At 70.0% G+C, this 23071-nt stretch carries 21 protein-coding genes and 1 pseudogene; 8 read left to right on the top strand and 14 right to left on the bottom strand.

What is annotated here, in order from left to right:
• From CQZ88_RS31795 to CQZ88_RS24845, 9 genes and pseudogenes are all read right to left on the bottom strand, one after another.
• A pseudogene (locus CQZ88_RS31795) lies at positions 1-130 on the bottom strand (mammalian cell entry protein); the annotation flags it as partial.
• Positions 127-1458 carry an MCE family protein gene (locus tag CQZ88_RS24880; protein ID WP_102800444.1) on the bottom strand — a complete coding sequence of 444 codons (1332 nt, stop codon included), beginning with the start codon at positions 1456-1458 and terminating at the stop codon, positions 127-129. The gene CQZ88_RS24880 and the pseudogene CQZ88_RS31795, both read right to left, overlap by 4 nt.
• Positions 1455-2513 carry an MCE family protein gene (locus CQZ88_RS24875; protein WP_006937871.1) on the bottom strand — a complete coding sequence of 353 codons (1059 nt, stop codon included), beginning with the start codon at positions 2511-2513 and terminating at the stop codon, positions 1455-1457. Before CQZ88_RS24875 ends, CQZ88_RS24880 begins: the two co-directional genes overlap by 4 nt.
• A complete protein-coding gene (locus CQZ88_RS24870; RefSeq protein WP_006937869.1) occupies positions 2510-3529 on the bottom strand; it encodes an MCE family protein in 1020 nt (339 codons plus the stop codon). Before CQZ88_RS24870 ends, CQZ88_RS24875 begins: the two co-directional genes overlap by 4 nt.
• A 72-nt stretch (positions 3530-3601) precedes the next feature.
• Complete coding sequence (locus CQZ88_RS24865; RefSeq protein ID WP_006937867.1) at positions 3602-4780, bottom strand: MCE family protein; 1179 nt, start codon at positions 4778-4780, stop codon at positions 3602-3604.
• A 4-nt stretch (positions 4781-4784) separates the two neighbouring features.
• Entirely contained in the window at positions 4785-5633 is an 849-nt protein-coding gene (locus CQZ88_RS24860) for an ABC transporter permease (RefSeq protein WP_029541049.1), read from the bottom strand.
• 20 nt (positions 5634-5653) lie between these two features.
• Positions 5654-6418, bottom strand: a complete 765-nt coding sequence (locus CQZ88_RS24855; protein WP_006937862.1) for an ABC transporter permease — start codon at positions 6416-6418, stop codon at positions 5654-5656.
• Positions 6419-6903: 485 nt separating this feature from the next.
• Entirely contained in the window at positions 6904-7848 is a 945-nt protein-coding gene (locus tag CQZ88_RS24850) for a 3-oxoacyl-ACP reductase (RefSeq protein ID WP_102800443.1), read from the bottom strand.
• Positions 7849-7969: 121 nt separating this feature from the next.
• Positions 7970-8155: a ferredoxin gene (locus tag CQZ88_RS24845; protein ID WP_006937853.1), complete on the bottom strand. Its 186-nt coding sequence runs from the start codon at positions 8153-8155 to the stop codon at positions 7970-7972.
• Between the two features lie 179 nt (positions 8156-8334).
• Between CQZ88_RS24845 and CQZ88_RS24840 the strand changes: the two genes are divergently transcribed.
• From CQZ88_RS24840 to CQZ88_RS24820, 5 genes are read left to right on the top strand one after another with little or no spacing between them, the layout of a single operon-like run.
• Positions 8335-9513, top strand: a complete 1179-nt coding sequence (locus tag CQZ88_RS24840) for an acyl-CoA dehydrogenase family protein (protein WP_029541042.1) — start codon at positions 8335-8337, stop codon at positions 9511-9513.
• A gap of 23 nt (positions 9514-9536) precedes the next feature.
• On the top strand, positions 9537-10652 hold the full coding sequence (locus tag CQZ88_RS24835) for an acyl-CoA dehydrogenase family protein (RefSeq protein WP_072634285.1): 1116 nt from the start codon (positions 9537-9539) through the stop codon (positions 10650-10652).
• 59 nt (positions 10653-10711) lie between these two features.
• Complete coding sequence (locus tag CQZ88_RS24830) at positions 10712-12346, top strand: long-chain-fatty-acid--CoA ligase (protein ID WP_102800452.1); 1635 nt, start codon at positions 10712-10714, stop codon at positions 12344-12346.
• A 56-nt stretch (positions 12347-12402) separates the two neighbouring features.
• The gene (locus tag CQZ88_RS24825; RefSeq protein WP_006937846.1) at positions 12403-12894 is read left to right on the top strand and encodes a DUF6194 family protein; all 492 of its coding nucleotides are present in this window, start codon (positions 12403-12405) and stop codon (positions 12892-12894) included.
• A gap of 17 nt (positions 12895-12911) precedes the next feature.
• Entirely contained in the window at positions 12912-13682 is a 771-nt protein-coding gene (locus CQZ88_RS24820; RefSeq protein ID WP_006937844.1) for a MerR family transcriptional regulator, read from the top strand.
• 71 nt (positions 13683-13753) lie between these two features.
• Here the strand turns inward: CQZ88_RS24820 and CQZ88_RS24815 are convergent, their stop codons facing one another.
• The 3 genes from CQZ88_RS24815 to CQZ88_RS24805 are packed head-to-tail and all read right to left on the bottom strand — an operon-like array spanning position 13754 to position 17761.
• Positions 13754-14971, bottom strand: coding sequence for a cytochrome P450 (locus CQZ88_RS24815; RefSeq protein WP_006937841.1), 1218 nt, complete (start codon positions 14969-14971; stop codon positions 13754-13756).
• A gap of 10 nt (positions 14972-14981) precedes the next feature.
• Entirely contained in the window at positions 14982-16094 is a 1113-nt protein-coding gene (locus CQZ88_RS24810; RefSeq protein ID WP_043797477.1) for a nitronate monooxygenase family protein, read from the bottom strand.
• Between the two features lie 11 nt (positions 16095-16105).
• A complete protein-coding gene (locus tag CQZ88_RS24805; RefSeq protein ID WP_102800442.1) occupies positions 16106-17761 on the bottom strand; it encodes an acyl-CoA synthetase in 1656 nt (551 codons plus the stop codon).
• Between the two features lie 77 nt (positions 17762-17838).
• On the opposite strand from CQZ88_RS24805, the gene CQZ88_RS24800 reads away from it, so the two are divergent.
• Entirely contained in the window at positions 17839-18693 is an 855-nt protein-coding gene (locus CQZ88_RS24800) for a crotonase/enoyl-CoA hydratase family protein (RefSeq protein WP_006937836.1), read from the top strand.
• Positions 18694-18761: 68 nt separating this feature from the next.
• Here CQZ88_RS24800 and CQZ88_RS24795 read toward each other — a convergent pair whose 3' ends face one another.
• Positions 18762-19721 (bottom strand): hypothetical protein, encoded by a 960-nt coding sequence (locus tag CQZ88_RS24795; RefSeq protein ID WP_044476040.1) that lies wholly within the window; start codon positions 19719-19721, stop codon positions 18762-18764.
• 165 nt (positions 19722-19886) lie between these two features.
• Positions 19887-20924 (bottom strand): LLM class F420-dependent oxidoreductase, encoded by a 1038-nt coding sequence (locus tag CQZ88_RS24790; RefSeq protein ID WP_102800441.1) that lies wholly within the window; start codon positions 20922-20924, stop codon positions 19887-19889.
• A 90-nt stretch (positions 20925-21014) separates the two neighbouring features.
• On the opposite strand from CQZ88_RS24790, the gene CQZ88_RS24785 reads away from it, so the two are divergent.
• Positions 21015-21992: a Zn-ribbon domain-containing OB-fold protein gene (locus tag CQZ88_RS24785; RefSeq protein ID WP_029541022.1), complete on the top strand. Its 978-nt coding sequence runs from the start codon at positions 21015-21017 to the stop codon at positions 21990-21992.
• Positions 21993-22008: 16 nt separating this feature from the next.
• Positions 22009-23070: a thiolase domain-containing protein gene (locus CQZ88_RS24780; protein WP_006937826.1), complete on the top strand. Its 1062-nt coding sequence runs from the start codon at positions 22009-22011 to the stop codon at positions 23068-23070.
• Position 23071: the final 1 nt, after the last annotated feature.

The raw sequence follows: 23071 nt of genomic DNA, 5'->3' as shown, positions 1-23071 counted from the left end.
CGGTGCCGGGCAGGGCGAGGGAGTTGAGCCCCTCCCATTCGCATCCGGTCAACGTCAGGGACGCCGCGACCGCCATCGCGGCGGCGGCGTACCGCCGTGCCGGGCGGGTGTGCCGGGTTCGGGTGCTCATCGTCCTCCTCCCGGCTGCAACAGCGCACCGAGGTCGGGGGGAACCGTCACGGTGGGCAGATCCGAGAGCGGCCCGGCCGGCGGCGGAGTGGCGTCCGCGGGTGCGATGCCCCGGCCCGCCGCCTCGGCTTCCGCCTCGAGACCCGGTTCGGTGTACACGATCTGGTCGGGGAACGCCTCCACCGCGGCGATGGGGTTGGTCATGATCGGCAGGTAGTTCATCGCCAGCGACTGGAGGACCGGCCCGAGCTGCTGGCGGCACAGCTCCGCGCTGCGGTCGGAGGTGGCGTTCGCCGCGGCGGCCACGGACCCGCACATGAACTCGACGGGGTTGGCGAGGTTGCTGATCGCCAGCGCACCGGTGAGCGAGCCCTGGGCGGGCTTGTAGATGTCGTAGAAGTTCGCCAGCGCCGTCGGGCCGGAGTGCAGGACCCGCTCGATCTCGGGCCGCTTGCGTGCGAGCACCTCGGTGGCGTCGGCGAGGCGCTGCACCGACTCGGTCAGCGCTGCCCGGTTGTCCTGCACGAACCGCTGCACGTCGCCGACCGCGAGGTCGAGGTCCGCGAGCGAGGTGCCGAGCTGGCCCGAGCTCTGGGCGAGGACGTCCGAGACCGACGCCAGCCGGCCACCGAGCTGGACGATCTGCTCGTTGCTGGTCGAGAGCACCGACACGAACGCCTGCAGGTTCCGGACGGTGCCGAACAGGTCGGTGCGCCCCTCCGACAGGGTGTGCATGGTGTCGGACAGTTCGCGCAGCGTGGCACGGACGGTCAGGCCGTTGCCGTCGAGGTTCTCGGCGGCGGTATCGATGAAGCGGCCGAGCGAGCCCTGGGGGTCGAGGCCCTGGGGGCCCAGCGCCTCCGACAGGCGCATCAGTTCCGTCTTGATCTGGTCCCATTCGACAGGCGAGGCGGTGCGCTCGACCGGGATCGTCGCGTCGTCGGCGAACTGCGGGCCGCCCGAGTACGCCGGGGTCAGCTGGATGAAGCGCGCGGACACGAGGCTCTGCGCGATGATCACGGCCTTGGCGTCGGCCGGGATGTCGACGGAGTCGTCGACCTGCATCTGCACGCGCACCAGGTCGTCGCCCGGCTCGATGCGGGTGATCGTGCCGACGCTCACGCCCAGCACGCGCACGTCGTCGCCCTCGTACAGGCCGCTCGTGGAGACGAATTCGGCGTTGATCGTGCGCTTCCCCCAGCCGGGCAGCACCACGGCGAATGCGACGAGGGCCAGGGCCACCACCGCGACACCGGCGATCACCGGTATCAGCTGGCGGCGGCGCTTTCCGGGCCGCCCCCCGGGGGCCTCGAAGGTGTGGGTGCTCATTCGCCATCCTTCGTGATCGACGGCGGGTTCTTCGGAATGATGTCCTGCAGGTCCTGCTGCAGCAGCTCGGGGGCGACCGTGCTGTCGACCAAGGCCTTCCACCACGGCGCGGGCAGGACGTTCGACACGTACGCGTTGAAGAACGGACCGCTCGCCACGGACTCGCCGAGCGCGCTGATGTACGGGCCGAGACCGTCGAGGGCGCCGGCGATGTTCTCCTTGTTCGCCTGCAGGTTGGCGGTCACCGCGTTGAGCTTCTCCAGGGTGGGAGCCATCTGCGCCTGGTTCTCCTGCACCAGCGCCGACAGCTGCCGTGAGACCGCGGAGATGTTCGCGATCAGCTCGGTGATCGCGTCGCGGCGCACGCTCAGCTCCCCGAAGAGGGCGTTGGCGTCCACCACGAGGGCGTTGATCCGGTCGCTGCGCTCGGCGAGGATGCCGGTCACCGATTCGGCGCGGGCCAGCAGGTCCTCGAGCGACTCGTCGCGCGCGTTGATGGACCGGGACAGCCTGGTCATTCCCTCGAGCGCCCCGCGCAACTCGGGTGGGGTGTCCTGCAGCGAATCCGACAGCGCGTTGAGCGAGTCGTTGATCTGCTCCGTGTCGAGATCCGACACCGATGTCGTGAGGTCGCCGAGAGCGTCGGTGAGCGAGTACGGGGAGTCGGTGCGCGCCAGCGGGATCGGCTCGCGCGGGTCGAGCGTCCCCGAACCGTAGGGCTGCACCGCGAGGGACTTGCGGCCGAGCACCGTGTTCGTCTTGATGTCGGCCCCGGTGTCCTCGCCGAGCGCGATGCCGTCGCGGACGGTGAAGGCGACGAGAACCTGCTGGTCGTCGAGGCGGACGTCGGTGACCTCGCCGACGTCGACGCCGGCGAGGGTGACGGTGTCGCCGGGCACGAGACCGCCGGCGTCGGCGAAGTACGCCGAGTAGGTCAGGCCGCCGGAGAGGAACTGCAGCTGGTCGTACTGCAGGCCGGCGAGCACCGTCGCGGCCGCGACGGACAGGCCGACGATGCCGACCTGCACGGGATTGCGTTCACGGATCGGACTCATTCGATCTTCGCGCACCTTCCGGTCGTCTGCTCGGCCGACGTGAAACGGATGGTGGTCCCGTCCGGTCCCGAGAACTTGAACGTGTTGGCACACAGGAAGAATTGGAAGAAGTTGCCGTACACCCCCACCCGGATGAGCTTCTTGTAGTCGTTCGGCAGCCGCTCGAGCGTCCGGTTGATGTCGTCGCGCCCGAGGTCGAGCTGCGTCATGGTGCGGTTGGTCTCGGCGATCACCGACTGCAGGTCCGGCCGGTTGTTCTGCAGCAGCGAGGCGAGATCCCCGGTGCCGGCCGCGATCCGCGGGATGGCGGTGCCGATCGGGTCGCGGTCCTGCGCGAGCCCGCTCACCAGGGTCTGCAACCGGTCGACGGTCTCGGTGAACTGCTGGTCGTTCTCGTCGATGGTGGCGAGGACGGCGTTGAGGTTGTCGATGACGTCGCCGATCAGCCGGTCCCGGTCGGCGAGGGAGTTCGTGAACGAGTTGGTGTTGCCCAGCAGCGACACCAGGGTGCCGCCCTGCCCCTGGAAGACCTGGAGCAGCGCGCCGGACAGGTCGTTGACCTGCTGCGGGTCGAGGCCCTGCAACAGCGGCTTGAATCCGCCGAGCAGCAGGTCGAGGTCGAGCGCGGGTTCCGTCTGCGCCACCGGGATCGTGCCGCCGGCCGGCAGCGTCTCGCCGGTACCCGGTCCCTCGAGCAGCTCGAGGTAGCGGTCGCCCACCAGGTTCTCGTACCGCACCGTGGCCTTGGTGCTCGCCAGCAGCGTGTGCTCGGCGTCGACGTCGAAGGACACCTCGGCCTGGTTGCCGCGACCGATGTCGACGCTGTCGACCGACCCGACGGGCACCCCGGCGATGCGGACCTTGTCGCCGGCCTGCAGCCCGGACACGTCGGTGAACGTCGCGTGATAGGTCTGCGTGCCGGTGAACCGCACCTGGCTGAACACGATCGCGAGTGCCGCGAAGATCAGCACCATCACGACGGTGAACGCGAGGAACTTGACCGTGGTGGCCCTCACCGGATCACCCCGCTCCCCCGCGGCGCCCGGCCCACCGGGCGCGTCCACGTCCGCCTCTGCGACTCCGGCATCTCACTCGCCTCCCGGGAGCATGTCGCCGAACAGGAAACCGAAGATCGTCGGGTACCGCACCCACGTCTCGGTGTTCGGGTGGAACGGCACGGGATGGGTGTCGGCGACGACGAAGGGGGCGTGGCCGTCGCGCTTGGGATCGAAGGCCGGCAGCCCGTGGCAGTTCGGCCCACCCGTCGCGCCCACCACCGGCAGGTCCTTCTCGTGGTCGTACATGGTGGCGCCGCCCAGGAAGTTCGTGCTCAGCATCAGGGCCGGGTACTTGCCGGTTCCGGCCATGGGCTCGAAGGCGATTCGCGCGTCGTTGAGCCCGATGATGAAGCACGTCAGCTCCGGCGAGTACTCGCCGAGCAGCGTCGTGGTCTCCGTCAGCAGGTCCAGCGCCGAGGTCAGCTGCGCCTCGTTCTCGCCGAGGACGTCGCGACCGGTGTTCGCCAGGCCGGTGACGTTCATCAGCATCAGGTCCAGGTTGGCCTGCTCGTCGACGACGGTGTTGCCGATCGAGGTGGCGTTGTCGAGCAGGTTCATCACGTCGGGCGCGACGTCGGCGTACAGGTTGGTGACGTCGGCGGCCACGGCGAGGTCGTACTGCAGTTGCGGCAGCGAGGGATTCATCGTCGCGAGATAGTCGTCGGCCTCGACGAGGGTGGCGCCGAGGGTGTCGCCGCGACCGTTGAGGGCCTCGGAGATCGCCCCGAGGGTGGCGTTGAGCTTCTCCGGCTGGACCTGCGCGAGCACGTCGGACAGGTGCTGGAAGACCGTGTTGAACTCGACGGTGACGTTCTCGGCCGCGATGATCGCGCCCTCCTGGAGCGGCACCGGCGACGGATCGTCCGGCATGAGCAGATTGACGAACTTCGCGCCGAACACGGTGGTGGACTCGATGGCCACGCGCACGTTGGACGGCACCAGGTGCAGCTGGCCGGGATCCATCGCGAGCTGCAGCAGCGCGCCGTCAGGGGTGTGCTCGACGGACCGGACCCGGCCCACCTCGACACCGCGGAGCTTGACCTTCGCGTCGGGCTCCAGCACCAGGCCGGACCGCGCCGAGGTGACCGTGACCGGGGTGGTGGCGGTGAAGGCACCGGCGAACATCAGCAGCGCCAGCGCGACGGCGACGGTGAGTCCCCCGACGAGACCGAGGGCCGCGAGTTTCTTCTTCCAGGAAGGTGTGTCCATGCGCCTATCCCGACAGGTTGAAGTTGCCGGTCGCCCCGTACACCGCGAGCGAGATGAGCAGGGTCACGGTCACCACGGCGATCAGGGATGCGCGCACGGCGTTGCCGACGGCGACGCCGACACCGACCGGGCCGCCACCGGCGTTGAAGCCGTAGTAGGTGTGGATCAGCATGACGGCGACCGCCATGACGATGGCCTGCACGAACGACCACAGGATGTCGGTGGGGATGAGGAACGTGTCGAAGTAGTGGTCGTACACGCCCGCGGACTGGCCGTAGAGCACGACGGTCGCGAAGCGGCTGGCGATGAACGAGGCGATCACCGCCAGCGAATACAGCGGGACGATCGCGATCATCCCCGCCATCACGCGGGTGCTCACGAGATACGGGATCGACGGGATCGCCATGACCTCGAGCGCGTCGATCTCCTCCGAGACCCGCATGGCGCCGAGCTGGGCGGTCGAACCGGCGCCGATGGTGGCGGCCAGGCCGATGCCCGCGATGGTGGGCGCCGCGATGCGGACGTTGATGAAGGCGGCGAAGAAGCCCGTGAGCGCCTCGACGCCGATGTTGCCGAGGGAACTGAAGCCCTGCACGGCGATGATCCCGCCGGTGAACAGGGTCAGGAAGCCGACGATGACGACCGTTCCGCCGATCACGGCGAGCGCACCGGTGCCCATGCTGATCTCGGCGATCAGCCGGACCGTCTCCTTCGGGTAGTGCGTGATCGCGCGCGGGGCGTATCCGAGCGCCTTGCCGAAGAAGAGCGCCTGCTCGCCGAGCCGGTCCACGGAGTCGGAGGCGCGGGCGACACGGCGCCGCACGCGGGGGAAGCGCCAGGAGATCACTGCCATCTACATCACCGCCGTGCCGGTCACCCGCCCGTCAGCTTGATGCCGACGGCGGTGACGAGAAGGTTGACCACGAACAATGCCATGAAGGCGAACACGACCGTCTGGTTGACGGCGTCGCCGACGCTCTTGGCGCCACCCTTGACGTTGAGGCCGAGGTAGGCGGCGACGAGGCCGGCGATCATGCCGAACAGGCCGGCCTTGACCTGGGAGATCACGAGTTCGCCGAAGCCGGTGAGCAGGGTGATGCCGTTGACGAAGGCGCCGGGGTTCACGTCCTGGAGGAAGACGGAGAACGCGAAGCCGCCCAGGATGCCGATGGTGCACACCAGCCCGTTGAGCAGCAGCGCCACGACGGTGGACGCGAGGACCCGGGGCACGACGAGGCGGTGGATCGGGTTGATGCCGAGCACGCGCATCGCGTCGATCTCCTCTCGGATGGTGCGGGCGGCGAGGTCCGCGCAAATGGCGGTGGCGCCGGCACCGGCGACGATGAGCACGGTGACCATCGGGCCGACCTGGGTGACCGCGCCGAGTGCGGCGCCGGCGCCGCTGAGGTCGGCGGCACCGATCTCGCGCAGCAGGATGTTGAGGGTGAAGCTGACCAGGACGGTGAACGGCACCGCGACGAGGACCGTCGGCACGAGGGAGACCCGCGCGACGAACCATGCCTGATCGACGAACTCGCGTCGCTGGAAGGGCCGGGAGAACACGGCCCGGGCGGTCTCGCCCGTCATCGCGAAGAATCCACCGACCGCGCGGAGCGGTACCTCGAGGAGGTCTACCACCGTCTCCTCCTCCGTTGGTTCGCTCGCCGGCCGAGGCCGGCGAGGGGTCAGCTTGTGACCCGCGTCATACTAACTAGAACGTGTTCACGTGTCAAAGACCACTGCGGCGCGGCGTGACACGGCTACCTCTGCGGGCGGGAGCCCCGCCGCACCGACCGGACCGGCGGCGCTCGCGTCGAGCGGAAAATCGGGGTTCGAACTGGGAATTCAGTGGACCGCGAGATCGGATCCGCCGCCCGTCCACGGGACCGAACTCGGTCGGGAACCGCGCCGGCCGCCCCTTCGCGAACCGCGTCGCGGGACGCAAAACTAGAACAGGTACTACACGATCTCCGAGCGGCCTCCGGCCGCGCGTTCACGCGCCCGGATCGCCGGACGACACGCGAGCCCGGGGTCGGGCCGACACTAGCCGGATCGGCCCCGGACGGCGCGATATTACCGAAGGACAACGTTGCATGTCACTTCGGGTACCGCCTAGTGGGACGTCAGAGGGCGAGCGCCTGCGCGGCCGAGAAGTTACGGGCGGGGTCCCGGTCGCCGAAGTAGCCGCCGACCCGTTCGGCGAGGCTCTCCGGGGTCCACCGGACGTCCGCGTCGAAGCGCTGCTCGACGACGGGCGCGGCCATGAGCGCGACCATCGGGCCGTAGACGACGAAGACCTGGCCGTTGATCCGGTCCGCCGCGGGCGACGCCAGGTAGGCGACCAGTGCCGAGACGTGCTCGGGCGACAGTGGATCCACCTCCCCCTCGGGCGCGGCACCGAAGACGCCCTCCGTCATCGCGGTGCGGGCCCGCGGGCAGATGGCGTTGGCGCGCACCCCGTACCGGGACAGGCCCCGCGCGGCGGAGAGAGTGAGTGCCGTGATTCCCGCCTTGGCGGCGCCGTAGTTGGCCTGCCCCTCGGGGCCGAGCAGGCCGGCCTCGGAGGACGTGTTGACGATCCGGCCGTAGACGGGACCGCCGGCCTTCTTGGACTCGCCACGCCAGTACGCCGCCGCGTTGCGGCACAGCAGGAAATGGCCGCGCAGGTGCACGGCGATCACCGCATCCCAGTCCTCGTCGGACATGTTGAACAGCATGCGGTCCCGCACGATTCCGGCGTTGTTGACGACGATGTCGAGGCCGCCGAAGCGTTCCTGTGCCGTCGCGAGCAGCGCGTCGGCCGTGGCACGTTCTGCGACGCTGCCGGCGACGAACGCCGCATCGGCGCCGAGGTCGCGGATCTCGGCGAGGGTTTCCTCGACGGCATCGGTCGCCGCGAGATCGTTGACGACCACCGCGGCGCCGGCCCGGGCCAGCGCGACGGCCTCCGCCCGGCCGAGCCCGGCACCGGCGCCGGTGACGACGGCGACCTTGCCGTCGAGACCCAGGCCCCCCTCGTCCGTCGCACCGTTTCCTGCGGGGCCGAGACCGTTGCCGGTTGCACTCATGGACGCGCTCTCCCTAGCGATGTCGGGCGGCCCACCCGGGGCCGCCGCGCTCCTGGTCGCCGCGGATTCCGGCGACCACCGGAAATGTAGAACGTGTTCTCGTTTCTGACAAGGGGCGCCGTCAGGCCTCGCTCAGCGCCGCACGCGGGCACTGGGCGATTGCCGTGCGCACGTCCTCCTCCCGCTCCGGCGCGATGGGGTGCGTGACGATCAGCTCGTCGTCGTCGTTCAGATCGAACACCTCGGGCGCGATTCCCACGCACACGCCGTTCGCCTCGCAACGATCGAAGTCGACCTTGACCTCCATGAACAGACCTCGCTTCTTGCTTGCTCGACCGATCGGGCGCCGGACGCGCGGGCTGGCGCGACGGCTCGAAAACCAGGCTAGAACGCGTTTCAGTTCTGTGCAATGATTCGGGAACATCGCCGAGCCGGTCCCGGTCCTCGGCCGTCGACCAGCTGCCTACCCGACGAACGGAGCGGTTCGTGGACATCGCGTACACCCCGCAGCAAGAGGAACTCCGCGCGCAGTTGCGCGCCTACTTCGCCGACCTGATGACCCCCGAACGACGGGAGGCGCTCGCCGCGACCACGGGCGAGTACGGCGCCGGCAACGTGTACCGGGAGGTCGTCCAGCAGATGGGCAAGGACGGCTGGCTCACGCTCGGCTGGCCCGAGGAGTACGGCGGCCAGAACCGTTCGGCCATGGACCAGCTCATCTTCACCGACGAGGCCGCGATCGCCGGCGCGCCGGTCCCGTTCCTCACCGTCAACTCGGTGGCGCCCACGATCATGCACTTCGGCACGCCCGAGCAGAAGGAGTTCTTCCTGCCGAGGATCTCCGCCGGCGAGCTGCACTTCTCCATCGGCTACTCCGAGCCCGAGGCGGGCACGGATCTCGCGTCGCTGCGCACCACCGCCGTGCGCGACGGTGACGAGTGGGTGATCAACGGCCAGAAGATGTGGACGAGCCTGATCGCCTACGCCGACTACGTGTGGCTCGCGTGCCGCACCGATCCGAATGCCCGGAAGCACAAGGGCATCAGCGTCCTCATCGTGCCCACCACCGCCGAGGGGTTCTCCTACACGCCCGTGCACACCATGGCCGGCCCCGACACCAGCGCCACCTATTACCAGGACGTGCGCGTCCCGGCGTCCGCGCTCGTCGGCGCGGAGAACGGCGGCTGGGCGCTGATCACCAACCAGCTCAACCACGAACGCGTCGCGCTCACCTCCGCGGGCCCGATCCTCACCGCGCTGCAGGAAGTGCGCGCGTGGGCGCAGCACACCCGCCTGCCCGACGGCCGCCGCGTCCTCGATCAGGAATGGGTGCAGATCAACCTGGCCCGGGTCCACGCCAAGGCCGAGTACCTGAAGCTGATGAACTGGGAGATCGCTTCCAGCACTGCGCCGCTCGGACCCGCACCGGCGTCGGCGAACAAGGTGTTCGGCACCGAGTTCGCCACCGAGGCCTACCGCCTGCTGATGGAGATCCTCGGCCCGTCGGCCACGCTGCGGCAGAACTCCCCGGGCGTGCTGCTGCGGGGCCGGCTCGAACGGATGCATCGCAGCTCCCTGATCCTCACCTTCGGCGGCGGCACCAACGAGGTCCAGCGCGACATCATCGCGATGACCGCCCTCGGACAGCCACCCGCCAAGCGCTGACACTCCACCGGAAGGGACAAACCGTGGACTTCACCCTCACCGAGGCGCAGCAGGACCTCGCCGGCCTCACCCGCCGCATCGTCACCGAGATCGTCACCAACGACCACCTGCGCCGGCTCGACGCCGCCGACGACCGCATCGACCACACCCTGTGGGACGCGCTCGCCTCCTCGGGCATCCTCGGCGCGGCACTGCCCGAGTCCGTCGGCGGCGACGGCTTCGGACCGCTCGAACAGACGAGCATCCTCACCGAACTCGGCCGCGGCGTCGCCGCCGTCCCCTACCTGTCCTCGATCGTCGTGTCCGCCGCCGCCGTCGCCGAGTTCGGCAGCGACGCGCAGCGTCGCGACTGGGGCGAACCCGCCGCCACCGGCGAGAAGATCCTCACCACCGCCCTCGAGGAGGAACTGAACGACGACCCCACGTCGCCGACCACCACGGCACGTCGCGCCGACGGCGGATGGATCGTCGACGGCACCAAGATCCTCGTCGACGCCGCACCCGCCGCGGACCTGTTCCTCGTGCCGGCCTCGACCCCCGACGGCGTCACCGTGCTCCTCGTCCGTCCCGGCGATCCCGGCGTGACCGTGACCCGCCAGTACGACACCGGCCTCGGCTGCCTCGGGACGCTCACCCTCGCCGCGGCCTCCGTGCCCGGGGACCGCGCGCTCGGCACCGACGGCCACGCGGTCACCGTGTGGCTGCGCGACCGCGGGCTGCTCGGCTCGGCCGCATACCAGTACGGGGTGCTCGACCGGGCGCTCGAACTCACCGCCGGGTACGCCCGCGAGCGGGTGCAGTTCGATCGGCCCATCGGCAGCTTCCAGGCGGTGGCCCAGCGGCTCGCCGACGCCTACATCGACGTCAAGGGCGCCCGGCTCACCCTGTGGCAGGCGGCCTTCCGCGCGGAGGCCGGGCTGCCCGACACCGGGGAGCTGCGCACGGCCGCGTTCTGGGCCGCCGACGCCGGGCACCGCGTCGCGCACACACTCGTACACGTCCACGGCGGAGTCGGCCTGGACGAGGACCACCCCGTGCACCGGTACTTCCTGGCCGCCAAACACCACGAGTTCCACCTCGGGTCGGCCACCGCGCAGCTGCGGCACCTCGGCGCGTCCCTCGCGGAGGCGCCGGCGTGAGCGTCCCGATCAGCGGAACCGGCACCCCACCCGCCGCGGCGATGCCCCAGGATGCCGGCATGACCGACGTCCCCACCGTGACCGCGCTCCTCGAACGGCTCGCCACCGTCGACGATCGTGGCCTGCAGTTCGAGAACATGTCGCTGTCGTGGCGCGAGCACGTGCAGGCCGGCCGGGACCGGGCCGCCCTGTTGCACGAACTGCTCGACCCACGCAGACCCCGGCACTTCGGGATCCTCATGGACAACGTGCCGGAGTTCTCGATGCTGCTCGGCGCCGCGGCGCTGTCCGGCTCGGTGGTGGTCGGGCTGAACACCACCCGTCGCGGGCAGGCCCTCGCCCGCGACATCGCGCTCGCGGACTGCCAGGTGGTGTTCACCGAGGCCGCGAACGCGCGGCTGCTGGACGGACTCGACCTCGGCGGCATCCGGGTGATCGACGTCGACTCCGCCGAGTGGGCCGATCTGCTCGCTCCCCACACCGGTTCCACCGCCGCGCCGGCGCCCGTCGCCGCGATCGATCTGTTCATGCTGATCTTCACGTCCGGCACCAGCGGCGACCCGAAGGCCGTGTGCTGCACCCACGAGAAGATCACCGGCCCCGGAGTGATGCTCGCGGAACGGTTCGGTCTCGGCGCCGACGACGTCGTGTACGTGTCGATGCCGATGTTCCACTCCAACGCGATGACGGCCGGCTGGGCGGTGGCGCTGGCGGCCGGGGCCGGGATCGCCCTGCGGCGCAGGTTCTCCGCCTCCGGCTTCCTGCCGGACGTGCGCCGCTTCGGCGTCACCTACGCCAACTACGTGGGAAAGCCGTTGTCCTACATCGTCGCCACCCCGGAGGAGCCCGGCGAGGCGGACAATCCCCTGCGCATCATGTACGGCAACGAGGGCACGGCGCCCGCGATCGCCGAGTTCCGCCGGCGGTTCGGCGCGACGGTCGTCGACGGGTTCGGCTCCACCGAGGGCGGCATCTCGATCTCCGCGGCGCCCGATGCGCCGCCCGGGGCGCTGGGACGGCTGCCCGAGGGCGTGCGGATCCTCGACCCGGACACCGGATCGCCCTGTCCGGTCGCCGAGTTCGATGCCGACGGCCGCATCCTCAACGCCGACGTCGCGACCGGTGAGCTCGTCAACGTCGCCGGGGCCGGCCTGTTCGCCGGCTACTACAAGAACCCGGAGGCCGACGCCGAGCGGGTGCGCGACGGCCGGTACCACAGCGGCGATCTCGGCTATGCCGACGCCGACGGGTTCGTCTACTTCGCCGGCCGCAGTTCCGGCTGGATGCGCGTCGACGGCGAGAACATCGCGGCCGCTCCGATCGAGCGGGCCCTGCTCCGCTACCCGGGCTTCGCGCAGGTCTCGGTCTACGCGGTCCCGGATCCGCAGGTCGGCGACCGGGTGATGGCCGCCATCATCCCGACCGCGGATTCCGCGTTCGACCCCGTCGCACTCGCCGGGTTCCTCGACGCGCAGGGCGATCTCGGCCCCAAGCAGCTGCCGACGCTGATCCGGGTGTGCCGGGACTTCCCGCGCACCGCCACGTTCAAGATCCTCACCCGCACGCTCAGCGCCGAGCGGTGGCACTGCGCCGACCCGGTATGGGTCCGCCGCCGCGGCGAGCGCGAGTTCACGCCGCTGACCGACGACCTGGCGACCGAGTTGCAGCCGCAGGTCACCGGATCGGGCCGATAGGCGATCCGGCACGAGGACTTGAACCTGACGTTGCGTCAGGTCGTAGCGTCCGCCCCATGACGACGAACGAACCCCGATCCCTCACGGTGGACGACATCATCGACGTCGCGGCGGCCCTGCCCGGGGTGGTGGCGACGACGGCCGGGGAGGACAACGGCGCGCCCCGGCAGGCGTGGGGCGACACCTTCCTGTTCTTCGATCCGGACGGCACCACCCCCGCCGACCGCAGGTTCCCGTTCGCCACGGTCGTCGTCCACGACTACGACGGCTTCGACACCGCGTCCCACCTCTACCGGACGGGGGTGTTCCGGCTCAACGTCGCGGTCGGCCGCGACGAGTTCCGCGACCTGCTGGGTTACCCGCCGGCCGGGCACGCGCGGCACGGCGCCGCCGTGGACTACACCGCCCTCGATCTCCTGCTTCCCCATCCCGTGTACGCGCCGCAGGGGTGGGTGTCGATCCTGAACCCGGGCGTGCGCACCGCCGCACAGGTCCCCGGCCTGCTCGCCGTCGCCCACGCCCGGGCGGCGCGACGACACCGGCCGTGACGGCGCATCATCGACGTGTGGACGGCGAGTACACGGTCGGGGACGTCGCGCGGATGGCCGGCGTCTCGGTGCGCACGCTCCACCACTACGACCGGATCGGCCTGCTCGTGCCCCATGGACGCAGCGCCGGCAACCACCGCCTCTACTCGGCCGCCGACGTCGAGCGGCTGCGACGCATCCTGTTCTATCGCGCGCTCGACTTCGGCCTCGATGCCATTGCCGACATGCTCGCCGATCCGGGCGCGACCGTCGACGATCACCTCCGCCGCCAGCGGCGGCTTCTCGAACAGCGCCGGGACCACCTCATCGGTCTGCTCGCGGCGCTCGATCGCGAGCTCGAGGCGCGGCGCACGGGTGTATCGCTCACCCCTGAGGAGCAACTGGAGATCTTCGGAACCGACCGGTTCGCCGAACGATTCGCGGCCACCGAGCCGGACTGGCCGAATCACGACCAGTGGGAGCGGGCGGCGCACCGCGCCGCGGGGCACACCAGGGAGGACTGGGAGACGATCAAGGCCGAGGCCGCCGCCGACATCCGAGCGTTCGTCGAGGCGATCGCGGCGGGCGAGCCGGCGGACGGACCGGTAGCGATGGATGCCGCCGAGCAGCACCGCCGCCACCTCGAACGCTGGTTCGGCCCGTGCAGTCCGCAGCAGCACTGCGAGATCGCGGCCCTGTATATCTCCGGCGACGCCGCCACCGCCGAGTGGGAGGAGCTGGCGCCCGGGCTGCCGCGGTTCGTCCACAACGCGATCGTCGCGAACGCGCGGCGTGTCCGTGGGTCGTGACAGGGAGGTTCTCGTTCCGAGCGGGAGGATCCTGGTCGACGCACCCGCACGATGCCGCGACATACTCCCGCTCACCGCCACAACCTCACGCTCGGCTGACGCAGGAGGGCGGGCAGGCTCACCCAGCCGCGGGTGAACGACGACTGCAGACGCACCCCCGATGCCGGATCGACCGACACGTGGGGATACCGGGCCAGCAACTCCTCGAGCGCAACCCGGGACTGCAGCTTCGCCAGGTGCGAGCCGATGCAGAAGTGGGGACCGCTGGAGAATCCGAGGTGCCGCGGAATCGGCCGGGTGACGTCGAACTTCTCTGCGGTGTCGCCGAATTCGCGTTCGTCGCGATTGGCGGCGCCGTAGAGCATCATCACCTTCTCCCCGGCCGGAATCGTCACCCCGTGCAACTCGACGTCACGGGTGGTGGTGCGCGCGAGTCCCTGCACCGATCCCTCCAGCCGCAGCGTCTCCGTCAACGCGCCCGGGATCCGGGAAGGCTCGTCGACGAGCAGGTCGCGCTGGCGGTGATCGGTGTCGAGCAGCATTACGGCGTGCGAGATCAGGTTTCCGGTGGTGTCGTTGCCGCCGGCCACCATGACGAAGCAGAACCCGAGGATCTCCCAGTCGGTGAGCAGTTCGCCGTCGGACTCGACGGTGGTCAGGGCGCTGATCAGGTCGTCGCCGGGTTCGCGGCGGCGCTCGCCGATCAGGCGCGAGAAGTACTCGAACATCTCGGCGACGGCGTCGGGTGCGCTCATGGCGGCCACGTCGAATCCGCTGTCCTGCAACGCCGTCAGCGCGGCGACCCACGGATCGAACCGGGCCCGGTCGGCCGCCGGCACGCCGAGCATCTCCGCCAGGACGAACGTCGGTACGGTCGAGGAGAATTCGCGGTGCAGATCGACCTCGCGCCGCCCGGCGAACGAATCGAGCCGGCCGCGGACGAACCCGCGCACGGCGTCCTCGAGCGCCGCGACGCGCCGGGGCGTGAACCCCTTCGCGATCAGGCTGCGCAGCTGCCCGTGCCGCGGGGGGTCGAGCATGACGATCGTCGGGGCGAGACCCAGTGTGCCGATCTCGTCGGGAACGAACGTCAATCCCCCAGCGGACGAGTAGGTCTCGGTGTCGCGCACCGCGTTCCACACGTCCTCGAAACGGGACAGCACCCGGAACGGCGGAATGCCGTTCCGGGTGCTGACGTGGCGGTGCACCGGGTCCTCGTCCCGCAGCATCCGGTAGGCCGGGTAGGGGTCGGCCAGGAACTGCGGATCGAAGGGATCGTAGACGGTCACCACCGGTCCGTCACCGTGCTGCGTTCAACCGGTCCACGGCCCGCTCGTACCCCTCGACGAGCTCGGCCATGATCTCCGCGACCGGCCGGATCTCGTTCATCCGGCCGACGATCTGCCCGACGGGCATCGCGACGACCTCGGGATCGTCCGCGGCGGCGATCCGCTGGTGGGCTTCGCTCACGAGCAGGTTCTGCAACGGCATCGGCAGCGGCGACGGGGCATCGGGCTTCGACCATGCCTCGGTCCACTTCGTCTTGAGCAGGCGGGCGGGCTTGCCGGAGTAGATCCGCGAGCGGACGGTGTCCGACGATGTCGCGCCCAGCAGGGCCCGCTGGACCGACGACGGGCCGTCGGCGGCAGCGCCGAGCTTGTATTCGGAGGTGGTGAGCCAGTAGGAACCCATCCACACCCCGGACGCGCCGAGCGCGAGCGCGGCCGCGACCTGCCGCCCGGAGCCGATACCGCCGGCGGCAAGCACCGCCGCCGAATCGCCGAGGGCGTCCACGATTTCGGGCCAGAGCACCATCGAGGCCACCTCGCCGGTGTGCCCGCCCGCCTCGTACCCCTGGGCGATGACGATGTCGACGCCGTTCTCGACGTGCCGCCGGGCATGCTCGACCGCCCCGGCGAGCGCCGCGACGGGCACCCCCTTCTCGTGGGCGAGGTCGATCACGTCCTTCGGCGGGGAGCCGAGCGCGTTGGCGATGAGCGCAGGCCGGTGCTCGAGGGCGACGTCCACATGTGCGCGGGCGACCGAGTGCAGCCAGCCGAGGACGCCGGCCGCGTGTTCGGCGGACTCGTCGAGCGGCGGCACGCCGAGCTCGGCGAGGGTGCGCTCGACGAAGGCACGGTGCTCGGCGGGGATGAGCTTGTCGAGGTCGACGGCGGTGCCCTCGGTGGGAACCTTTGCGGGCATCACGACGTCGACCCCGTAGGGCTTGCCGTCGGTGTTCTCGTCCATCCAGGTGAGCACGGCGTCGAGCTCGTCCGGGTCGTTGAACCGGACACAGCCGAGGACGCCGAGACCACCGGCCCGGCTGATCGCGGCGGCGACGTGCTCGGACGGGGTGAACCCGAAGATCGGGTACTGGATGCCGAATTTCCTGCTGAGATCGGTGTGCATCCCGGTCCCTTCTAGCTCGCCGCGGCGGAGCCGTTGGTGTGGTGGTCGTCCGCTGGGCGCTGCTCGGTCTGTTCCTTGGCCCAGCGGTAGTCGGGCTTGCCGGCCGGCGAACGCTTGATGGCGTCGACGTACCAGACACTGCGCGGAATCTTGTAGCTGGCGATCTGCGTGCGGGCCACCTCGACGAGGCCGGCCAGCGTCGGGCGGGTACCGGCGCGGGGCGCGATCACGGCGGACACCCGCTGCCCCCAGCGCTCGTCGGGCACGCCGACGACGAGGACGTCGAACACGTCCGGGTGGGCCTTGAGGGCGCCCTCGACCTCCTCGGGGAACACCTTCTCGCCACCGGTGTTGATGCAGACGGACCCGCGGCCGAGCATGGTGACGGTGCCGTCGGCCTCGACCCGCGCATGGTCGCCCGGGATCGAGTAGCGGACGCCGTGGTACTCGCGGAAGGTCGCCTTGGTCTTGACCTCGTCCTTGTAGTAGCCGATGGGGATGTGGCCCTTGCGGGCGAGCACGCCCACCTGTCCGGAGCCGGCCTCGACCGGATTTCCGTCGTCGTCGATCACGGCCGTGGAGGCGTCGATCTTGACGGTGGGGCCACCCGAGTGGGCCTGGCCCTTGGCGACGATGCCGAGTCCGCCGAAGCCGGTCTCGGACGAGCCGATCGAGTCGGTGATCACCGTGTTGGGCATCAGGTCCAGGAAGCGTTCCTTCAGCGCCGGGGAGAACAGCGCGGCGCTCGACGCCATCGCGAACAGGGACGAAAGATCGTACTTCTCACCGGTTCCCGGACGTCCGCTCTCGAGCGCGTCGAGCATCGGGCGGCCCATCGCGTCGCCGGTGATGAAGATGACGTTGACCTTGTGCTCCTCGATGACGCGCCACACCTCGTGGCCGTCGAACTCGGGATGCATGATCACCTTGCCGCCGCTGAACAGCGACTGCAGCACCGCCCACTGGGCACCGCCGTGGATGAGCGGGGGGATCGGGAAACGGACCAGCGGCGGGCTCGCGGCACCGGTCTTTGCGAGTTCCCATTCGTCGGCGACGTATTCGCCCGTCATGAAGTTGATGCCGCCGCCGAGTACGCGCCACACGTCCTCCTGCCGCCACATCACGCCCTTGGGGCTGCCGGTGGTGCCGCCGGTGTAGAGGATGTAGAGGTCGTCGGTGCTGCGTTCGCCGAAGTCGCGCTCGGGTGAGCCCTGAGCCAGCGCGGACTCGTAGTCGACGCCCCCGTAGCTCGCGTAGTCGAGATCGGTGCCGTCGTCGACCACGACGACGGTGCGGATCTGCGGGCAGTGCGGCAGCACGGCGGCGACCTTGTCGGAGTAACGGCGCTCGTGGACGAGCGCGACCATGTCCGAGTTGTCGAAGATGTACTGCAACTCGTTCTCGACGTACCGGTAGTTGACGTTCACCATCACGGCACGAATCTTGAACACCGCGACCATCGCCTCGATCGCTTCGATGGTGTTGCGGGAGTAGATACCCACCTTGTCACCGGGCTTCACGCCCCGTTCCTGCAGATAGTGGGCGAGCCGGTTGGCGCGCTCCTCCACCTGCGCGTAGGTGACCTCACGTCCGTCCGACGCGAGCGCGACGCGGTCGGGAACGAGGTCGATTGCGTGCTCTACGAGGTCTGCGATGTTAAGGGCCACGTCACAAAAGTAGAACGTGTTACCGTTTCTGACAAGACCCGGATGAGATCCAGTTCACAACCCCTCAGGAGTCCTCAGTGTCCACCACCGCATCGGAAGTTTCCGGCATTTCGGCAGACGCCCCGCACTGCCTCGTCGAGCAGCGCGGCTCGGTCCTGATCGTGACCATGAACCGGCCCGAGGCCCGCAACGCCCTGTCCGGCGAGATGATGGCGATCATGGCCGAGGCGTGGGACCGCGTCGACAACGATCCGGAGATCCGGGTGGCCATCCTGACCGGCGCCGGCGGCGCGTTCTGCGCGGGCGCCGACCTCAAGGCGATGAACCGGTCGGCCCCGGGCGACAAGTTCGAGCAGGGCGAGCGAAGCGACGGGAAGGGCAAAGGCGGTGGCTGGGATCTGTCCAGGCTGCCCGCACTGCTGAAGGGCCGTCGCCTCACCAAGCCGCTGATCGCCGCGGTCGAGGGCCCGGCCATCGCCGGCGGCACCGAGATCCTCCAGGGCACCGACATCCGCGTCGCCGGGGAGAGCGCGAAGTTCGGTGTCTCCGAGGCCAAGTGGGGCCTGTTCCCCCTCGGCGGCTCGGCGGTGCGGCTCGTCCGCCAGATCCCCTACACGATCGCCGCCGACATCCTGCTCACCGGCCGCCACATCAAGGCCGCCGAGGCCAAGGAGATCGGCCTGATCGGCCACGTCGTCCCCGACGGCCAGGCTCTCGACAAGGCCCTCGAAATCGCCGGGACCATCGCCGCCAACGGCCCCCTCGCCGTCCAGGCCATCCTGAAGACCATCCGCGACACCGAGGGCATGCACGAGGAGGAAGCCTTCGAGATCGACGCGAAACTCGGCGCCGAGGTCTTCAAGAGCGCCGACGCCAAGGAAGGCCCCCGCGCGTTCACCGAGAAGCGCACCCCGAAGTTCACCGGCGCCTGACGGGCCGGACGCCCGGGCCGAGCGAATGTATCGCTCACCTCCGTAGTCCGACGGTATGGTCCATTCGCTCAGCCCGGGGTCACCGTCCGTAGTCGCACGTCGGGCCGCGGCCGAGAGGCCGCGAGCTCGTAGTGCCGGCGCAGGTCGTCGACGACACGCCTCGGTGACCGCTCCACCGCACTCGGGATCGTCGGCAGCACGATGATGCCCGCGTTCTGCATGCGGGTCCGGCGCTCGAGCGTGTCCTTGTACGCCTTGGGCGACAGGTGCCACGCGAGGGAGTCGATGTCCCAGGCCATCGCGACGTCGTCGATCCAGCCGTCAGGTCGTGCGATGAACCCGCCCCGGGAGTCGAGAACATCGCGGTTGAACACCATCTCGGGCAGACCGCTGCGTTCCCACAGCTCCCGGGCCTTCGCCTCCGCCACCGAGTGGACGTTGGCATCCACCTCCCGGAGCACCCGCCGCGGCAGAGCCGAACCCCGCCCGCTCCCCTCCGCCAGTTCCTCCTGCAGCGCTGCCACCGACACCGCTCCACGCTGGACGGCCGAGGCGATCAACGACCGCGTCGCATCGAGAGTGGTGCACCGGCGCGCGGCGTCGAGCAGGGCACGTTCGATGGGAGCACACCGGATGCCATTACGTATCAAAGGGTCCGGAATTCGGGTTGTCCGCTCGACGAGGACGAATCCGGCCGACTGCACGCGACGATTCGCCGGGAGCAGCACGTGGACGTCGTATTGTTCTCCCGCCAGTCCATGTTCTCCGAGCGCCGATCGTCCGGTGAGTACGGCGTCGTCGCCGACGTACTTCATGGCCGCGATCGTGCGTTGCCGAGCCGACGCCGGTCCGTTTCCGAGCATCACGATGCCCGGCAGCAGCCGTTGCCAGGGACCACCCGGACGGCACCGCTCGTGAATTGCCGACCCCGACACTCCGACACGACGAAGCACGGCGTCGCGAACCACACCGCTGTCGCCCAGCCGGCCCAGTGCCTCCGGATCCCCCGCCCACTCACCCCTTCTCATGGACCTACAGTGCGCCGCTCGATCGGATTCGTGTGGCCGCGGAGCGTGCATTCGTCGAATCTGTGGAGCAACTCGCCGACTGTGGACAACCTCCCCACCGAGCGAAGGTGGCATCCCGTCGATCCGAGGAGGTGAACGATACATTCGCTCGGGGGAAGCGGGCGCCTACCGCAGCACGACGTCCGCCAGGGAGCGCACGTGCTCGGCGTCGCGGCAGCTGACGAGCAGCATCGTCACGCCGGCGTCGGACCAGCGCTTCACGCCGGCGCGCACCCCGTCGCGGTCGCCGATGATCATCGTCTCGGTGACCATCTCGTCGGGAATCGCGGCGGCGGCCTCGTCCTTGCGGCCCGCGCGGAACAGGGCGGTCACCTCGTCGACCACGTCCCCGTAGCCCATGCGCCGGTACACCTGGGCGTGGAAGTTGAGTTCGGGGGTGCCCATGCCTCCGACGTACAGGGCGGTGACGGGCTTGAGGCCGGCGATGGTCCCCGTGCGGTCGTCGGTGACGACGACCTGGCAGGTCGCGGCGATCTCGAAGTCGTCGCGGGTGCGCCGGGCGCCGGGCCGGCCAAAGCCCTCGTCGAGCCACTCGTCGTACATCGGGGCCAGGCGCGGGGAGTAGTAGATGGCGAGCCAGCCGTCGGCGATCTCGGCGGTCAGCGCGACGTTCTTGGGCCCCTCGGCGCCGATCCAGATGGGGATGTCGGCACGCAGCGGGTGCGTGATCGGCTTGAGCGGCTTGCCGAGCCCGGTGGCGCCGGGTCCGTCGTACGGCAGCGGGTAGTGCGGGCCCGGGTTGGTCACCGGCTCCCGGCGGGCCAGCACCTTGCGCACGATCGAGACGTACTCGCGGGTGCGGGCGAGCGGCTTGGCGAACGGTTCGCCGTACCACCCCTCGACGACCTGCGGCCCGGACACGCCGAGCCCCAGGATGTGCCGCCCGCCGCTGAGGTGGTCGAGGGTGATCGCGTGCATGGCACAACTGGTGGGGGTGCGGCCGGAGATCTGCACGACGGACGTGCCGAGCCGCACCCGCCGCGTGCCCGAGCCCCACCACGCGAGCGGCGTGAACGCGTCCGAGCCCCACGACTCCGCGGCGAAGACCGCATCGAAACCCTCCGCCTCGGCGGCGGCGACGAGCTCGCCGGCGTTCGCGGGCGGCTGCGCCCCCCAGTAGCCGAGTTGCAGACCCAGTTTCATTGCACACCATTCCTTTCGGGGCGGACCGGGGACACCGCTGCTCGGACGGTACCCTTGCCACCGTCTCTAGAACCTGTTCTACTCGAAGTTGTGAGCCTGGGAAAGAGCGCGATCGCGGAGAAGCCGCTGAGCGCACCACTGAACCTGAAGTTCGACTACACCCGATCCACGGGGCCGACCGTCGGCGCGTTCGTCACGGGCCTGCGCGACGGGCGCATCCTCGGCGCCCGCGGCTCGGACGGGCGCGTCCTCGTGCCGCCCCCGGAGTTCGACGCGGTCACCCACGAACCCCTCACCGACTTCGTCGAGGTGGGGCAGTCCGGCACGGTGCGCAGCTGGACGTGGAACCCCGAGCCGCTGCCGGGCCAGCCGTTCGACCGGCCGTTCGCGTGGGCGCTGATCCAGATGGACGGGGCCGACACGACGCTGCTGCACGCGGTCGACGTCCCCGGTCCCGAGGACATGAGCACCGGGATGCGGGTACGCGTGCGGTGGGCCGACGACCGCGCCGGTCACATTCGTGACATCGCAGCTTTCGAACCGGGCGAGGCCGAGACCGTCACGGTCCGGACGGACGCCTCCGGCGAGCCGGTGACGATGATGATCACGCCGCTGGATCTGCACTACACGCACAGCGCGTCCTACGAGGAGTCCTACTACCTGCGCGCGCTGGCCGAGGGCAAGCTGATCGGCGGCCGCACCGGACCGGGCGGCAAGGTCTACATCCCGCCGCGCGGCGCGAACCCCACCGACGGCATCCCCACCCGGGAGCAGGTCGAGGTGTCCGACAAGGGCATCGTCACCACGTTCTGCATCGTCAACGTGCCGTTCCTCGGCCAGCAGATCACGCCGCCGTACGTCGCGGCCTACGTGCTGCTCGACGGTGCGGACATCCCGTTCCTGCACCTGATCCTCGAGTGCGACGCCGCCGACGTCCGGATGGGCATGCGGGTGGAGGCGAAGTGGCGCCCGCGCGAGGAGTGGGACTACACGCTGCGCAACATCGAGTACTTCCGGCCGACCGGCGAACCGGACGCCGACTACGAGACCTTCAAACACCACCTGTAAGGGAGCCGCGCCCACCATGACAGACATCGCAGTCGTCGGCTTCGCGCAGGCACCCCACGTGCGCGAGACCACCGGCACCACCAACGGCGTCGAAATGCTCGTCCCCTGCTTCCGGGAGCTGTACTCGAAGCTGGGAATCACCAAGTCGGACATCGGTTTCTGGTGCTCCGGTTCGTCCGATTATCTCGCGGGCCGGGCGTTCTCGTTCATCTCGGCCGTGGACGCGATCGGCGCGGTGCCGCCGATCAACGAATCCCACGTCGAGATGGACGCCGCCTGGGCGCTGTACGAGGCCTGGGTCAAGCTGATCACCGGGGAGGTCGACACCGCCCTGGTGTACGGCTTCGGCAAGTCGTCGGCCGGCACCCTGCGTCAGGTCCTCGGCCTGCAGCTCGACCCGTACCTCGTCGCCCCGCTCGGCCTCGATTCCGTGTCCCTCGCCGGGCTGCAGGCCCGGTTCGGGCTCGACGCCGGCAAGTGGACGGCGGAGGACATGGCACAGGTCGCGGTGCGCGCGCGGGCAGCCGCCAAGGACAACCCGAACGCCCAGATCAGCGGCGACTTCGACGTCGAGGAGCTGCTGGCCCGGCCCTACGTCGCCGATCCGCTGCGGGGGCACGACTGCGCGCCGGTCACCGACGGCGCCGCCGCGATCGTGCTCGCCGCCGGCGACCGGGCCCGTGAACTGTGCGAGAACCCCGCCTGGATCACGGGCATCGAGCATCGCATCGACTCGCCGAACCTCGGCGGCCGCGACCTGACGACCGCGCCGTCCGCGTCGGCCGCCGCGCGGGCCGTCACCGGCGGTGACACCGCGTTCGACGTCGCCGAACTGCACGCGCCGTTCACCCATCAGGAGCTGATCCTGCGCGAGGCCCTCGGCCTCTCCGACGCGACGGCGGTCAACCCGACCGGCGGCCCGCTCACGGGTAACCCCATGTTCTCCGGCGGCCTCGAGCGCATCGGCTGCGCCGCGCAGGCGATCATGGCCGGGCGGGCCGGGCGGGCCCTCGCACACGCGACGAGCGGTCCTGTGCTGCAACAGAATCTGGTAGCCGTTCTGGAGGGACGTAACTGAC

The sequence above is a fragment of the Rhodococcus sp. ENV425 genome, assembly GCF_002887785.1.
GTDB lineage: Bacteria > Actinomycetota > Actinomycetes > Mycobacteriales > Mycobacteriaceae > Rhodococcus > Rhodococcus aetherivorans.
The sequence above is the reverse complement of the archived record's forward strand: the minus strand, read 5'-3'. Positions and strand labels throughout refer to the sequence as shown.